The 15,360-nt window shown below is 57.4% G+C and carries 15 protein-coding genes; 7 read left to right on the top strand and 8 right to left on the bottom strand.

The features are described 5' to 3' along the window. The 4 genes from VNM72_02520 to VNM72_02535 form a co-directional block, all read right to left on the bottom strand. On the bottom strand, positions 1 to 318 hold a 318-nt coding region (locus VNM72_02520; protein ID HXF04270.1), incomplete at its 3' end, for a TspO/MBR family protein. Continuing rightward, positions 275 to 1,765: an SDR family oxidoreductase gene (locus tag VNM72_02525; protein ID HXF04271.1), complete on the bottom strand. Its 1,491-nt coding sequence runs from the start codon at positions 1,763 to 1,765 to the stop codon at positions 275 to 277. The genes VNM72_02520 and VNM72_02525, both read right to left, overlap by 44 nt. Before the next feature lie 80 nt (positions 1,766 to 1,845). Then, positions 1,846 to 2,055, bottom strand: a complete 210-nt coding sequence (locus VNM72_02530; GenBank protein ID HXF04272.1) for a DUF378 domain-containing protein — start codon at positions 2,053 to 2,055, stop codon at positions 1,846 to 1,848. Positions 2,056 to 2,074: 19 nt separating this feature from the next. Further along, complete coding sequence (locus VNM72_02535; GenBank protein ID HXF04273.1) at positions 2,075 to 2,566, bottom strand: fasciclin domain-containing protein; 492 nt, start codon at positions 2,564 to 2,566, stop codon at positions 2,075 to 2,077. 163 nt (positions 2,567 to 2,729) lie between these two features. Here VNM72_02535 and VNM72_02540 point away from each other — a divergent pair, with 163 nt between their 5' ends. The 6 genes from VNM72_02540 to VNM72_02565 all read left to right on the top strand — a co-directional run bounded on the left by VNM72_02540 (position 2,730) and on the right by VNM72_02565 (position 10,930). Then, on the top strand, positions 2,730 to 3,683 hold the full coding sequence (locus VNM72_02540; protein HXF04274.1) for a MerR family transcriptional regulator: 954 nt from the start codon (positions 2,730 to 2,732) through the stop codon (positions 3,681 to 3,683). Between the two features lie 1,034 nt (positions 3,684 to 4,717). Beyond that, entirely contained in the window at positions 4,718 to 5,533 is an 816-nt protein-coding gene (locus VNM72_02545; GenBank protein ID HXF04275.1) for a DUF4394 domain-containing protein, read from the top strand. A 73-nt stretch (positions 5,534 to 5,606) separates the two neighbouring features. After that, positions 5,607 to 7,940, top strand: coding sequence for a TonB-dependent receptor (locus VNM72_02550; protein ID HXF04276.1), 2,334 nt, complete (start codon positions 5,607 to 5,609; stop codon positions 7,938 to 7,940). Positions 7,941 to 8,072: 132 nt separating this feature from the next. After that, on the top strand, positions 8,073 to 8,633 hold the full coding sequence (locus tag VNM72_02555) for a hypothetical protein (protein ID HXF04277.1): 561 nt from the start codon (positions 8,073 to 8,075) through the stop codon (positions 8,631 to 8,633). A gap of 21 nt (positions 8,634 to 8,654) precedes the next feature. Beyond that, entirely contained in the window at positions 8,655 to 10,142 is a 1,488-nt protein-coding gene (locus tag VNM72_02560) for a cbb3-type cytochrome c oxidase subunit I (protein HXF04278.1), read from the top strand. Then, on the top strand, positions 10,139 to 10,930 hold the full coding sequence (locus tag VNM72_02565; GenBank protein ID HXF04279.1) for an SCO family protein: 792 nt from the start codon (positions 10,139 to 10,141) through the stop codon (positions 10,928 to 10,930). The genes VNM72_02560 and VNM72_02565 overlap by 4 nt, the downstream gene beginning before the upstream one ends. A gap of 14 nt (positions 10,931 to 10,944) precedes the next feature. Here VNM72_02565 and bcp read toward each other — a convergent pair whose 3' ends face one another. After that, positions 10,945 to 11,427, bottom strand: coding sequence for a thioredoxin-dependent thiol peroxidase (gene bcp / locus VNM72_02570; protein HXF04280.1), 483 nt, complete (start codon positions 11,425 to 11,427; stop codon positions 10,945 to 10,947). A 248-nt stretch (positions 11,428 to 11,675) separates the two neighbouring features. Here bcp and VNM72_02575 point away from each other — a divergent pair, with 248 nt between their 5' ends. Beyond that, on the top strand, positions 11,676 to 11,981 hold the full coding sequence (locus tag VNM72_02575) for a hypothetical protein (GenBank protein ID HXF04281.1): 306 nt from the start codon (positions 11,676 to 11,678) through the stop codon (positions 11,979 to 11,981). Between the two features lie 541 nt (positions 11,982 to 12,522). Here the strand turns inward: VNM72_02575 and VNM72_02580 are convergent. From VNM72_02580 to VNM72_02590, 3 genes are all read right to left on the bottom strand, one after another. Next, complete coding sequence (locus tag VNM72_02580; GenBank protein HXF04282.1) at positions 12,523 to 13,224, bottom strand: hypothetical protein; 702 nt, start codon at positions 13,222 to 13,224, stop codon at positions 12,523 to 12,525. Between the two features lie 23 nt (positions 13,225 to 13,247). Continuing rightward, positions 13,248 to 13,535 carry a hypothetical protein gene (locus tag VNM72_02585; protein ID HXF04283.1) on the bottom strand — a complete coding sequence of 96 codons (288 nt, stop codon included), beginning with the start codon at positions 13,533 to 13,535 and terminating at the stop codon, positions 13,248 to 13,250. A gap of 311 nt (positions 13,536 to 13,846) precedes the next feature. Next, positions 13,847 to 15,274: a sigma-54 dependent transcriptional regulator gene (locus tag VNM72_02590; GenBank protein HXF04284.1), complete on the bottom strand. Its 1,428-nt coding sequence runs from the start codon at positions 15,272 to 15,274 to the stop codon at positions 13,847 to 13,849. Positions 15,275 to 15,360: the final 86 nt, after the last annotated feature.

A 15,360-nucleotide genomic window follows, 5' to 3' on the forward strand; every position in this document is an offset into this window, starting at 1 on the left:
GAAGAAGATCGCCGACCACGCCATATTGAGCACGAGCTGTCCGGCGAAGAGCGCGAGTTCGCGAGACCATCCGACCCGCCGCCACACGAGCCATGCGGCCACGGCCATGCTCGCATAGAGGACGGACCAGACGGGACCGAAAACCCAGTTCGGAGGAGTCCAGTCCGGTTTGCGCAACAAAGCATACCATCCTTCGATGCGAGGAGTGGTGAACCAGGAGCCGATCCCAGCAGCCATGAAGCACGCTGCCAGGAAAACTCCGAGTGACGCCAGCTCATGGAGTCTGCCGCTTAACCATTTCGCCGCTACTCCGATCATGGTTAGCCTCCGCGCGTCGGGCGATCGCTCGTATGAGGTTTGAGAAGATCACCCGGTGAATCGGATACAACCCATACCAATAGATCAGACCGAATAACCCCCTGGGGGCGAAGAAAGCTGTCTGCACAAGGAGCGTTCGTCCGCCGGATTGCGGTTTCGCCTCCCACTGGAGCCAGGCCGAGCCGGGCAGTTTCATCTCGGCGCGTAACCTCAACAGGCGGTCGGGCACTATATCCTCGACGCGCCAGAAATCCACAACATCCCCTACGCGCAATTGATCCGGATGGCGACGCCCCCGGCGGAATCCCACGCCTCCGACCAAACGATCCAAAGCCCCGCGCAGCCGCCAGACCCAATCCCCATAGAGCCATCCCCGCTCTCCTCCTAATCTCGAGAAGATCTCAAAGAGGCGCTCTGGACTAGCGGCAACAATCTCACCCCTCCGCTCGATGATCATCCCCTGCTCATTTTTGAGAACGACAGGAGGCACATCTCCTCGGCTAGAGGCCAGAGCATCGCCCCAACTGCTCTCGACGTGGTTACAGGCCAGTTCGTCGAGGGCGCGCCGAACGGCCTGCTCGTAACCAATCGGCTCAATATGAGGAAACAAGCGCCGTGCCCTGTCATCCCGCACGATGACCTCATTGCGAAGTCCCTCGATCAAGGGCCGGGCCATAGTCGCCGGTATGGGCGTTATCCAGTGCACCCAGTAAGATGAAAGTCGCGGCGAGAGAAGCGGGACCGAGATGAGCACCCGCCTGAGACCTCGGACTCGAGCATAAATCAGCATCATTTCCGCATAGGTGAGCACATCGGCCCCGCCGATCTCAATGATCTGATCGGCGCTCTCCGGGACCTCGAGCGCAGAGATCAGATACCGGATCACGTCGTCAATGGCTATAGGCTGAATGCGCGTGTAGACCCAGCGAGGACAAATCATCACCGGCAGCCGCTCAGTCAGGTTCCGCACGATCTCAAAAGACGCACTTCCTGAACCCACAATGATGGCCGCGCGGAACTCCGTAACGGGGATGCCCGCCCGGCGGAGGACATGCCCCGTCTCATGCCGCGACTGAAGATGGCGGGAGAGATTGGCGTTGGGGTCGCCCAATCCCCCCAGGTAGATCAACCTCTGCACCCCGGCTGAACGAGCCGCTTCGGCGAAGTTATGAGCGGCCACAAGGTCGCGCTTGTGAAAATCCCGGCTTTCGGTCATGCTGTGAATCAAATAGAACGCCGCGTCCACTGCCTTCATCGCCCGATGAATCGTCTCGGGCTTGAGCACGTCCCCAACCGCAACCTCAACTTCATCGGCCCAGAAACGACCCTGCAAGCGCCGTTGGTCCCGGACGAATACCCGAACCTGGTAGCCCGCCTTCAGCAGATGCGGTACGAGCCGGCTTCCAACGTACCCCGTAACTCCGGTGACCAGGACCCGCTTAACCACTTTGCTGCCCGCGTCCCGCTAAGATCATGTATGTCTCCAGCCATCCAGACCGAGTTTCACAAGCGCGACCAAGCCCCGCTCTACGCCGCGTCTTTTGCCTTCTTGCCGAGCAAAGTCAAACCGTAAAGCCCAGCCAGCCCAACCAGGGTATAAATGACCCGGCTTAGAAAGGAAGCGTTGCCTCCAAAGATAGCCGCCACGAGATCGAACTGGAAGATCCCCCACAGACCCCAGTTCAATGCTCCGACGATTATTAACACCAAAGCGATCGTGTCTAACGGACTCTTCATATAGTCCTCCTTCATCGAGTTAATCCTTCGGTAAGAGCACGGCGTCAATGACGTGAATTACGCCATTGCTCGCCACGATATCCGTCTTGATGACGCGGGCACCATTCACTGTAACCCTGCCGCCCGCGCTCTGAATTTGCAGGCTCCCTCCGCTCAGCGCCTTCGCCGATTTCAGCTTGACCACATCGGACGCCATCAGCTTGCCCGATACGACATGGTATGTGAGTATCTTCGTGAGGCGATCCTTGTTCTGAGGTTTGAGAAGATCATCGAGCGTCCCCGGCGGAAGCTTCGCGAAGGCTTCATCTGTTGGGGCAAATACGGTGAAAGGCCCCTTGCCCTTGAGCGTCTCCACTAATCCAGCGGCTTTTAACGCCGTGACTAAGGAGTTGAATGTCCGAGCCTCAACGGCCGTATCCACAATGTCTTTACCCTGGCCGCTTTCCGACCCCACCACAGGGCCCAAAAGCAGAACGACGAAACAGGCAGTTGCTGCAATTCTCTTTAGCATTGTTTGATCCCTCCTATTTGTTGGTTTTTCCACAACACAAAGGCCACTATTATACAGCTTGTCTATTTTTTGTCAATGGTCTGTCTAATATTTTTCACAAAGAGGTCAAAATCTTCGTCGAAAACTAGACAGATCATAGACACAGGCCTATACTTTATCCGTTATGAAATCCGAATCGCTTTTTCCGATTAAGGCTGTGGCGCAGCGGACCGGCCTGACGCCATACGTGATTCGAGCATGGGAGAGGCGCTATAAGGCGATAGCTCCGGCCCGGACCCGGACTAACCGTCGCCTCTATTCAGAAGCAGACATTGCCAGGCTTCTTCTTCTGCGCCGCGTCAAAGAGATGGGCTACAGCATTGGACAGATTGCGCAGCTGCCCACGGAAAAGCTCCTGGCCATGTTGAATGACTCGGCTGCCAAGACGAGGGCTCAAGAAGTGCCTTCGGATTCCGCTTTAGAGGCTCATTTGAAAGCCTGTCTTTCGGCCGTGGAAAAGTTTGATGCAGAAGAGCTGAGAAGAGCGCTCGCCCGCGCAGTTGTCACATTTGGATGGCCGGTTGTAATAGAACGAGTCTTCTTGCCCCTGATGCAGAAAATCGGGGAGTGCTGGCGCGAGGGTTCTTTGAGAATTGGGCACGAGCATCTGGCATCGGCCGTCATTCAAGCCTTCCTGGGAAATCTCGAAAGGGGGCAAGTTCCGCCAACCTCAGCGCCGGTTTTGATCGTCACTACGCCCGTTGGCCAGCTCCACGAGATTGGAGCCCTGGCGGCCACAGCTATTGCAGCCTCAGAAGGGTGGAGTGTCACGTACTTAGGTCCGAACCTCCCCGCCGAGGAGATCGCCCATGCGGCGCACCGGAGCCAGGCGAGGGTGGTAGCCTTAAGCATCGTCTATCCACCGGACGATCCTCATCTCCCGGCCGAGCTTGAGAAGTTGCGCCACTACCTTCCCGAGCATGTGACGATTTTAGTCGGGGGGCGCAGCGCGCGTGCCTACGCAGATGTCTTGGACCGCATAGGAGCGGTTCAGGTATCTGATTGGGCGAGCTTCCGTACTCTGTTGGAATCGCTGAGGCCTCATGGCCCGGCAAATGTCGCTCAGCCTGGCCCTTGAGAGGACCTCGCCGCGTGCAAATGAGCGCCCGTTTTTCCCGAGTTCTTGATTTGATCAAAGGCTTGCGGGGGACAGGGGCCACCTCACCGGAGGTTCAAACCCGCCCGATTCCTAAATTCAGCCACCCGTCCATAATCTCCTCCACACCCCGCTTCATTCGCTCCCATCGGGATCTTTTCGACTCTCCTTCAAACGTTGATCTTGTAGCGGCGTAGTAACGCGCGAGCGCCTCTCGCGTTTTCCCGTTGGATACCATGCATGAAGGCTGGCGCACGTGCTTCCATCTCACTGCCAAGCTCACAAATTTATCCTGTTACCGATCTCGTCGAAGGTGCGAGGGTTCCTAAATTGCACGTTAGAGCCCTGTGCACAGGAATTGACTTGCCTGGAGCGTTTCGATAGTATGGCAGTTGTCTCTGAGAGGAACAGGCGCAGATGATTTGCGGTGGGCAAAAGGAGGTGCAGCAGGCAAGTGAATTCGCCGGTCTCCGTGCTCACGCACTGACGCGCCTGCGAGTGAAATTCTCCCTTCGAGTACTCGCCTTTTTTATCCTTGGCGCCCTGATCGCTTTCGGAATTAGCCCCTTGGCGTCCGCCTCAGCGACGACGTGCCGGATGAGTTGCTGTGCGCGGATGGCGACTTGTTGCTGTCGTCCGTCACAGAAAGATTCTGCTGCGCCGTCGAGGCAAGCATGGCATCGGCCCCAGGCCGTCACCTCCTGCCCTCGCACCTGCGCGGGAGCGACGACGGCGACATGGCAGCGTCAGTACGTATCGGTCGGGGATTCGGCTGACCTCCCTGACCTGTCATTCTCGTCACGTTTCCCAAGAGGGGCATCACCTGCTTTTAAAGAACCTTTGCTTTCCCTCCCCTCCACGCGATCCCCTCCGGCCGCACCTCTTACCTCCTGAAAGCTCTCACATCAGACCAAGAGGCCCCGGCTCCGGACCGTCCTCTTGCACGCATGTGGTTTCCGTGACCCTCCTGTGATCTCTTGTGGAGGGCAAGTCTTCTGACCGGAGGAGGAACGTGTATGAGGAAGAAATCCCTTCCGCGATATGCCTTGATCATCCTTGTCTTTTTGATCGCCTGGCCCTTTGGGACGTCTCGGGTCCCGGCGGTTGTTTCTCTCTCACCCCACACTGCTTATGCGGTGGATTGGGACGGAAATCTCATCGAGTTCAATACGCACACATTAGACGTGCGTGTGATCGGGCCCACGCTCCCCTTCGCGGAGCTTGACTTTCGGGTCTCCGATGGTCGGCTCTACGGGGTCGCCGACAAAGAAACTCCGCAGCTTTACTGGATCTCTCTGCAAACGGGAGTGTCAACGCCAGTAAGCGCTCCTTTCGAACAACCCCTGCCTGGAGACGTTTTTGGTTTTGATTTCAATCCCGCCTCCGATCGCCTGCGCATTGTCAGCGATGCGGACGCGAACTGGCGGATTGATGTCGGATCGGGTCGCCTCTGGCAGGACGGCCGCTTGCATTACGAAGATGGGAGAAAGGCGAACATTGTGGCCATCGCACACGGTCATAATCACGGGCCATCTCCGCGAGAGGAAGTGGTTCCCTGCTATGGGATTGATGCCCTGCACGATACCCTGGTCCTCCTGGATCCCCCAGGGGATGGAATGGTGCGCACCGTAGGCCCTTTAGGGGTGGATGTCGGACCTTTGACCCACTTCGACATCGCTGGGCACGACACGGCCTATCTGGTCACGGTCTTGCCCGGCGAGCGCTGGAGTACCCTCTTCGAGGTGAACCTGGAGACGGGTCGAGCAGAGAAGGTCGGACAGATTCAAGCACGGGGACCGCTCCGCGCTTTCGCGCTTGAGCTTGAGCACTGAAGTCAAGCAATCGGGGAGGGCAGTCTTTTCCAGTAAGAGAATGCCCTCTCCCCCATTTTAGGAGACGGGGCTTATGTTCCTTCGCCACGTTCTTATAGTTCTCACCATCAGCATTGGTGTTGCCCCTGGGATTGTCTCAGCTCAAGTGTGGGGAACGCTCGCCGGGCAAGTACTAACCAGGCTGGATCGTCGCCCGCTGTCAGACGTCTCTGTTGAGGTTGAGAATGTGGAGACTGGCGAACGAAATCGCTCGGTCACTGACGAAATGGGGCGTTTCACCTTCCAGCGCCTTGTTCCGGGCCATTATCGCTTCAGCGCCGCCGCTGCGGGACTTCGACCCGAACAGCGAATCTTCAGGCTCGCTCCCCGCGAACTGCTTGTGCTCGACATCCTGCTGGAAGTTGAACCTCTGCGCGAAGCTGTGACTGTCGAGGCCCCCGCGGCTTCCCCGCCTCAAGGATCTCCAGGTGGGACTGTTGTTGAGGGGAAGCGAATCGCTGCTCTCCCGGAGCCTATTCAAACTCACCTTCCCGAGACCATAGCGGCCCTCGTCCCCGGAGCCGTACGAAGTCATGATGACCTCGTTCATGTCCGAGGGAGTGAGCTGGCGCTCAACGCGATGCTCAACGGCGTCTTTTTCTGGGAAAATCCCCACGCCCTTTTCTCGGCTGGTCTCGATCCGGGGATTATTGAATCCGTGAACGTCGTCACCGGCCCATTTTCCGCGGAGTATGGGAATCGCCTCGGGGGCGTTCTGGACATCGTTACCAAGTCGGGATTCGGGCACCCTTCCGGAGGAGCCGTGACGCTCAGCGCGGGAACGACGCTCCGAAATCACGCGACCGTTGAATATGGTGGACAGCGGGGACGTTTTGGTTATTACGGTCGGGTCATGGGGTGGCAGTCGGCGCGATTCCTGAGCCCACCAGAACGCGATGCCCATCACGATCTCGGACGTGGGCTTCGCACCTTTCTTCAGTTCGATGTCCAACCCAGCGCGCGCGACCTCTTGCGCTTCACCCTCATGGGGAACGGACTCAATTTTGAAATCCCCAACACGGCCGAGGAGGAGCGCTACGGCCGCGACCTGCGCCAGCACGGGCGTGAACAGACGTTGATCGCCGTATGGGATCGCGTCGTCTCTCCCCGCGCCACTACTCACATAGCCTTCTATCAACGGGTCAGTCGCACGAAACTCTTTCCTTCGTTTGATCCGCGCTCGGTCTGGGCACAATACTCCCGCCAGTTGGACACGCTCGGCGTCAAGGCCGATGTCGCCTACGTGAATTCTCCTCACGGAATGAAGATGGGAGTGGACGTCGTCTCGCTGCGTCCGCGCGAGACGCTTGTTCTGGATCCGACCACCTATGACCGCTACTGCGCCCGTTATGATCTTTTCTGTCTTGAGTTCTTCCACACGACGTGGCAAGCGGAAAAGCGAGGCCGACAGGTGAGCGCTTACTTCCAGGATCGCCTTCGGGTGAGGCCATGGCTGACGCTGGATGCAGGGCTTCGACTCGATGCCCACCGCCTCGTCACTCGTTCAAACCAATGGAGTCCCCGCATCGGCTTATCCCTTTTCATCCCAAAGACGGAAGCTATCTTTCACCTGAGTTACAATCGTTTCTTCGTCCCTCCGCCAGTGGAAGCAATCCTTCTGTCCAGCGCTAAGCCTGGCGACCTCGTTCGCGATTATGCGCGTGTGCCCGCTCGTCCGGTACTTTCTGAGAGGGCTCACCAGTTCCATGTCGGCATCAGCCGAACGTGGGTCGAGAGCCTTCGCGTTGACGTCATGACGTTTTATCGGGTGGGTGATCTCCCTGTCCACACTGTTCGGTTCCCGGGACTGTGGATCTTCCCCTATGTCAATTTCGATCAAGAGCGCGTGATGGGAGCCGAGCTTTCGGTAGAGATCCCGCGGCTGAAGAGAATTGGTCTGTCGGGATTCTTCAATTATTCCGCCTCACGCGCCTACTATTACAATCCGGTGAGAGGGGGATTCACCGCGGTCACCCACGGCGAAGGGCGATTCCTCGCGCCCTTCGATCAGACGCATACGGGGACGGCCGGCATCATCTATTCTCCGCAGCGACGCGGATTCTGGACGGGTGTGTGGATCGAATATGGAAGCGGGACACCCATCCATCACGGAGGAGGACATACCCATACCCACGATGGTACCGCAGGAGCAACTGCTCCTTCTCCGCAACGTGTGCCGTGGCATCTGGTTATGAACCTCAGCATGGGGATTGATTTGCTCCGGCGTTCGCGCTCTAGAGTTGCCCTCCAATGGGCCATCGAAAATGTCACAAATAACGTCTACGTCGTGGCACGCGAAAGTCTGTTCACGCCGGGGCAGTTTGCCCTTCCCCGTCAGGTTTCGGCTTCCGTGAAGGTTTCTTTCTGAGATGGGCTTCGCGAGATCTTACCGAACGCAGGCTGCATACTTTCTTCTCAGTAACCTGGTGACTAAAAAGTGAGTACTTGACGCTCGGTCGGACCCACGTATAATGGGCTGCGAGATCAGGGAGGTGAGGGGATGTCACCTGTTCAGATCTTTTATTTCTTCTCAGGCCTTGCAACGCTCATTGCCCTTGTCTTCTTTCTTGTCTGGCGAAGCACAAAGCGAACCCGCCAGGTGGACTATCGCGCGGCCACCCAAGCGCGGAAGGTTTTCTTTTTCACGCTCACGGGGATTTTGACTGCCTTTTTGGGGATCACGCTGCCGCGCATGCCGTATCCGGGAGGAGGGCCGCTCCCGGACCGAGTCATTCACGTCGTGGGGAAGCAGTTCGCCTTCGCGATCTCAGAAACGCCGATCGAAACCGATAAGCAGTGGGAGGAGATTGCTTCATTTGCGCTGCCGGTCAAAATCCCCGCGGGGAGCTTGGTGGAGTTCCGCGTGACCAGTTTCGACGTGAACCACGGCTTCAGCATCTATGCCCCCGACGGGCGGCTTATCACACAGACACAAGCCATGCCCGGATATGTGAATCGTCTTCGCGCGCGGCTGAATGAACCCGGGCGTTATACCGTTTTGTGCCTGGAATTCTGCGGTCCGGCGCATCACCGCATGCGAGGAGTGCTCCTCGTGGAATGAAGCGCATTGGGAGGAGAGGATATGGCGGAAGGGGTTGTCATCTCACCCGCGTGGTCGGAGATGGAGCAACAAGGATGGAAACGGTTGACTGGCACATGGATAATGGTGATGTTGCTTCTGTTTCCGATCCTCCTGCTCCTTGGTGCCTTCATGCGAACCGTTCAGGCGAATCTATGGCCCACGCTGCCGCCGGAATGGTTTTATGCCGTCATGACCCTCCATGGGTTGGGGATGGTTGGGACGTGGTTTGTGGGCGCGATGGCGGCAGTGAGTTACGTCCTGACTCAATATGTGCGTCCCAGCCGGGTCATCTCCTGGGCGGCATTGGGAGCCACGCTCCTGGGCGTCCTGATGCTTCTGGCCACGACGCTCATCGGGCGATTTGGCGTAGGATGGTACTTCCTCTACCCGCTTCCTTTTTACTCGGGGGGATACTGGCCCCCGTGGGCGACGTGGACTTTCCTCTTTGCCCTGACGATCCTGGGCGTGGGGTGGACGATATGGGCGGTTGATCTCCTGCGAGCGATCGCGCAACGGTATTCGTTGCGGGCGGCTTTGGCCTGGCACTATATCCGCGGGAAGACCGAGCCGGAGATCCCCCCGGCTGTTTTGATCACCACGGTCAGCCTGATTTCGGCCCTCTCTGGTTTCCTCGCGGCAGTGGTCATTCTCGTGCTCTCGTTCCTGGAATGGGCGGGGACTGGATTCACCAACGATGCCCTCCTCATGAAGAATCTCATCTTCTTCTTCGGGCACGTCTTGGTCAACATCACGATGTATCTCGGCGTCGTCCTCATCTATGACGTTCTTCCTCAATACAGTGAGCGGCCTTGGAAGACGAATCGCCTGGTGGCGATCTCATGGAACACGGTGTTGTTTTTGGTCCTCTTCGCTTACTTCCACCACCTCTACATGGACTTCGTGCAACCGAAGTGGATGCAGGTCTTCGGACAGGTGGCCTCCTACTTCATCTCGGTGCCGGCGGCCGTGGTGACCATCTTCAGCACGCTCCTGTTAGTCTATGGGGCCTCCATGCAGTGGACGCTCAGCTCGCTCCTGATGTATCTGGGCGTCATGGGATGGGCCATCGGCGGCGTGGCGGCCGTCATTGATTCGACGATTGCCGTGAACCTGCGGTTCCACAATACGCTCTGGGTGCCGGCCCACTTCCACACATACTACTTGATGGGAGTCGTACTCATGCTCTTGGGGTTTGCGGCTCACTTCGGACGCGAGGTGAGCGGGCGACCCGAGAACGGCCGGCTCGCGAAGCTGATCGCCGCACTCTTTGTGATCGGAGGATACGGTTTCCTCTCGATGTTCTATCTCGGTGGAGCGCATTCAGTTCCGCGACGCTACGCCGTATATCCGCAGGAGGTCATACAGGGAGTGGACTACGCGCGGATCGCGCTCGGATTCATTGCCGTCCTGTTGTTGGGCGTCCTGCTCTACCTTTGGGAGACGGGGAGGCGATGCGCCCTCGCCTTTCGCACATCGGAGCCATCGTGAGAGCCGCGATCTTGGCCGGGACGTTCCTGATCCCGCCTGTTGTGATGGCTCAGGTCGTGGGGGAGAAGTCGAATTCCCCGCCCAACGAAGGGCGGTACCTCTACAGGCCCGTTCCGGACATCCTCGTTCGCTCCTGGCGCGAGAGGTCCTTCCGCTTATCCGAGCTCTGGCGGGAGCGGCCGATACTTTTGACTCTCATCTTCACACGATGCGCGGGAGTATGTTCTCCTCTGCTCCGGTCCCTTAAAGCGGCTGCCGCCTCCGTCGGAGGAGCGGGACGGGATTATACGCTCCTTGTCCTGAGCTTCGACGCCCGCGATACCACCTCGGATATGGCGGAGCTGGCGGAGCATCTGGAACTCTCGAAGGATCAAGCGTGGATTTTCGGAATCGCGCCGGCCCAAGACATCGCTCAATTGATCCAGGCGACGGGATTCTGGTTCGAGTGGGAGGAGGCTTCGCGCCAATACGATCACCCGGCTATGGTGATCGGCATCCGCGATGGGCGCATCGTGCGGTTCCTGATCGGAGGAGCCGTCTCCCCCGTCCGCCTGCAGGAGGTTGTTCGGGAGATGCGCGGAGAGTTCGTCCCCGCATATCCCCTCCCTCGCCGCAACGTCCTCTTCCGATGTTTTCAATATGATCCGACGACCGGGCGATGGAAGCCGGATTGGGGATTCGTCCTCCTGCTCATCCCCGGAATGATGACGATCCTCGCCACAGCCTGGATTTTCCGGCGAGGGCGAAAGCATCGCGCCCGGGAAGATCGAGCGAGAGAGTCGCCCTGATCCCGCGCCCGGCGTCAGCCGGTTTTCCTCAACTCTTCGAGGTCCCGCAAGACTTCCTCGGCGTGCGTCTCCGGTTTCACCCGATCGTAGATTTTGGCGATACGCCCTTCCGGATCCACGAGGAACGAGATCCGATGCGTGCCCATCGTCGTGCGTCCCATGAAGGACTTCTGCCCCCAGGCGCCGTAGGCGCGGACGACCGCCTTCTCCTCATCAGCAAGCAAGATGAAGGGGAGGTCATACTTCTCGGCGAACTTCTCGTGGCTGCGGACCGAGTCCGTGCTGATGCCGATGATCGCTATCTTTCGCCGTTGAAACTTCGGGAAGAGATCGCGGAAGCCGCAGGCTTCCTTCGTGCAACCGGGCGTATTGTCCTTCGGGTAGAAGTAGAGGACGACCCATCGCCCCCGAAAGTCCGACAGCCGTCGCCGCTCCCCCTTTTGATCCAACAACTCAAAATCCGGAGCCACATCCCCCGTCTTCAACTTTGTCGCCATAGGTCGCTTACTGTAGCACTCGCACGCCCGCCCTGTCGAGAGGGCATGGAAAACCAAAGAGAAGTGATCACATGGAGAACGGAACTGGCCCGCGATATGAGCGAGGAAGGTTTCCGCCCCGCCGCCCACGACACTACCTTCCGCATCCGATCTGGATACGCCTCCCCCACCCAGAGGCGCTTCCCCTCTCTCAAAAGCGGGGTAGACCCTTTCGGCGAGTAACTGATTCAGTGTTGGCACGACGGGTCATGCGCGTCCTTGAGTTCGGAGCATTGGCCAAAAAGGGCATCGGCTTCGTCGAAAAAGAGAATGGCATTGCTGGTTTGAGCTGTGGCGAATATTTTGCCCATATTTTTGCCGATGATTCAAAAGTCCCTGTGGCTTCCATGCCCGGCGCGGCCAAGTTGTCATTCGAGAAAAGGTCCGATCCACCGTATGGCAGGGAGGTCCAGCACCAAGTCAACGCTTGGTTTTTTGCGCGTCACGTCGTCCTGAAGGTAGGCATAGAGTTTCTCATACTTGCGATCCAGTTCAGGCGCCAGACAGATCAGTAGGCACTGCCTTTCAAAGGAGTCAAGTGGAAAAGCCGAGAGAGGTGCGGCAACGACAGATAGATCCCCTCTCTCTGAGGCTGGCGGCTCGCCGCTCCTGGATTTGAGCTTCGAGCTGGCTTAAAGCCTCAACTAGCATCTAATGTTGTGAACCGTCGGGGCCTAAAAGATTTCTCATCGGCCAGCGGGCTGACAGCACCAGCCAACAACCCGTCAATCTCTTGTTCGGACAGAACCAGCCCTTTGAACGGGTCTAACGGGTTTCGGTCGCTGCCGGGCTCGCTGTTGAAGCACCTGCAAACGAATGAGCAAGTCCAGACACTTCAGTTCATCCGCAAGATGCTCCCCACTGGTAGCGTAAGCCACTTCGCTCTCAACTCCTCTTTGTCCATTTAGCTGCCACCTCTGGCATAGCTGCCATTGTCAACTTGGCAGACACTGTGAAATTCTCAAACATGCAAGCTGCCGCTCTGATCGCCTTCACGTGTTTGTTTCGATTGAAGATCAACACAGTACTGATGCTGCGGCTCATGAGCCTGATCAATCAGCGAATCTTCCTGTGTATGCCTCTAGCTTCACTCAGGAGCCGGTCTACCCTATCGAGGTCTTCTAAATCCAGAATAGCCTTTCCTGCCTCGAAGGCCAGTGTCCTACTTCCCGGTGGGCTGGTTGATGCCGTGACGATCTTACTCTTTAGATCGGTAAAGGCCTTAATTACCTCGTCCACCTTGGCACTCATCCTCTCAGCCTCGGCCATAGCGTCGGCGGCATCCTTCTGAGCCAGGGATGCCAAGAGCCGGTCCTGCAAGGAACGGAAGACCGACATACCAGCGGAGCCAGCAACGACCGCCGTAGCTAACAGCCCAAAATTCGTGTTAGGTGATAAAACAAACACAGCGGCGACGGCAGCCAGAGCCCCGATGATGACTCGTGCCCAGATACCCAGATCGTACATATACTTGGCGATGGCATAGGGATACTTCTCCGTAATTTCCTCTTCAAGCGGCTTGTGCGGAAACTCGATGTTGCCCTGCAAAATGAGTAGTTCGTAAACGACGCCCCCCACAGCCCCAGCAACCAGTGTCACTAGGAGGGTTATCCAGAAAGATACGTCAGCAAAACCGGCGGCCATGGAGGCAGGATCAGTTCTGATTGTCGGCAGAGGACTCTGCTGAGCGTTGACCAGCGTGGGACTCAAGGCCATAGTAATAAGCAGTTTGAACGTAGTGACACGCAGTTTAAACATAATGATCCCTCCCCTTAATCGCGTCACCGAGACCCTTGCTCAAGAAGTGCTCGGATTTTCCTCAACCTACGCCGATTGATTCGATAATGAGTGCGCGAATTCATCCCCTGACGCTCAACGACTAACCCCTTGGCCACAAGCTCGGCCAGCGCATCTTTGCCTTTCGCCGTCTGGCGCTTGATCCTTTCGTCTAAAAACCACCATTCTATGATACCCTCCAGCGTATCCTGAGCATCGGGATTCTCAACCAAATAAGCCAAAATCTCCTGAGCCATTTCCGATACTGTGATTGTACTCTCCGCACGCTTCACACGCTCTCCCCCGTCAACCCAAAATGGCAATTCCCGGCAGCCACCACCAGCGCTCGATAGATAGCAACCACCATGCCACTGGCTAAGTACTTATTTTTCACCTTCGCCGAACGCCCTGGTAGGATCTTTTTGTCCTCGCCCTTCTGGGGGAGGAGTGGCAATGCCTTTTGCTTTAGAGATATAGTGCTCGGACAAATTTGTCCTAGCTCGACGAGCAGATGTGCTGGCTGTCACCTCAGAGTTCGCAGAGAACGGGAGAGTCAGAAACATCATTTGCCGTTACATGGCAGCGGTTCCCGCACCCCCAGTGATCAACAGACAAGGTCTTCTGGGACCCTGGGCTTGAAGCTTTGCGCAACGATCCCATGCTTGCGCATCAGTTGCCAAAACGCCCGCCGATTCTTCCCCGCCGCCTGGGCCGCTTTAGTAACATTGCCGTGATAGGCCCGCAAAAGCCCCTGAATGTAGGTTCTCTCGAATTGTGCGACGACCTTGGCTTTCGCTTCCCGGAATGATACTTCGCGCCTGGTGACTTCCAACCGTGGTAAGATGATGTCAGCAGCTCGGATGACCGGTTGCTCCGAGAGCACCACGGCTCGCTCGACCACGTGCTCTAGTTCCCGCACATTGCCCGGCCAGTCATAGAGCATGAGCCTATGCATGGCGTCCCCGGAGAAATCGGTCACAGGCTTGTTGAACTCGGCCGCATACTTGGCCAGGAAATGGCGAGCGAGAAGCGGGATGTCCTCTCGCCGCTCTCGCAACGGTGGCAGTGTGATTGAGATCACGTTTAACCGATAGTAAAGATCCTGGCGCAGTTTCCCGTTGCTCACCGCCTCCTCAAGGTTGATATTCGTTGCTGCGATGACGCGTACATCCGCCTTAACAATCTTCGTACCGCCCAGTGGTCGGTACTCTTTCTCCTGGAGAAACCGCAAGAGTTTGGCCTGGGCCGGGAGTGGAAGACAATCAATCTCGTCCAAAAACAGGGTGCCCCCGTCGGCCTCGCGAATGAGGCCAAACTGTGTGCGAGAGGCCCCCGTGAAAGCGCCCCGCTCGTGTCCGAATAATTCGTTCTCCACCAACTCTACCGGGATCGCTCCGCAACTGACGGGGATGAAAGGTTTACCTGCCCGCGGGCTGAGGTAATGGATCGCCCGGGCACACAACTCCTTTCCTGTTCCTGTTTCTCCCGAGATCAGGACACTCGCACTGCACTTGGCCACCAGGGGGATTTTTTGTATTTCCGCAAGGAACGCAGGGCTCATCCCGACCAGTTGCTTCAATCCACGCCTTTCTCTCAGCGTGCAGGTCAGCCCCTCCCTCCGGTGAGACTTTTCCAGCAATCGCCAGACGCGCGGGAAGATGTCAGTAGCCTTCAGCGGTGGAGTAATAAAGTCGGACGCTCCAAGTCTGAGCAACTTAAACACCTCGTCTGGCTCACCCGCTTCCATAACGACAATGATCGGCGAATCCAGCAGTTCTTCTCTCACGGACTGAAACAGTGTCCCGGCGTGCTTCAGCAAGTTCAGAGGCAAGACAAGGAAAACCACGTCTGGATTAAAGCCCGAGACGGCTCTGGACAGATCACCATCGCCCACAGTAACTCCCCAGAATCCGACAGAAACCTGCCGGAGCTGAACGTCTTGACGGACAGAGGATTGGAGAATCCCGCGCAGTGTGTCCCCCAAGCCTCCCACCAAGTCCAAATCAAGCAACAATATTTTTGCTTGTTTCATAAGCCTTCCCCTCTCTCCGATATCATGATTTCCGCTGTCACACATCGGTGTTTTAAAATCGAGGATGGTTCATCTCCCCTGAGAAC

It is taken from the genome of Blastocatellia bacterium (genome assembly GCA_035573895.1).
Taxonomy (GTDB): Bacteria; Acidobacteriota; Blastocatellia; order HR10; family HR10; genus DATLZR01.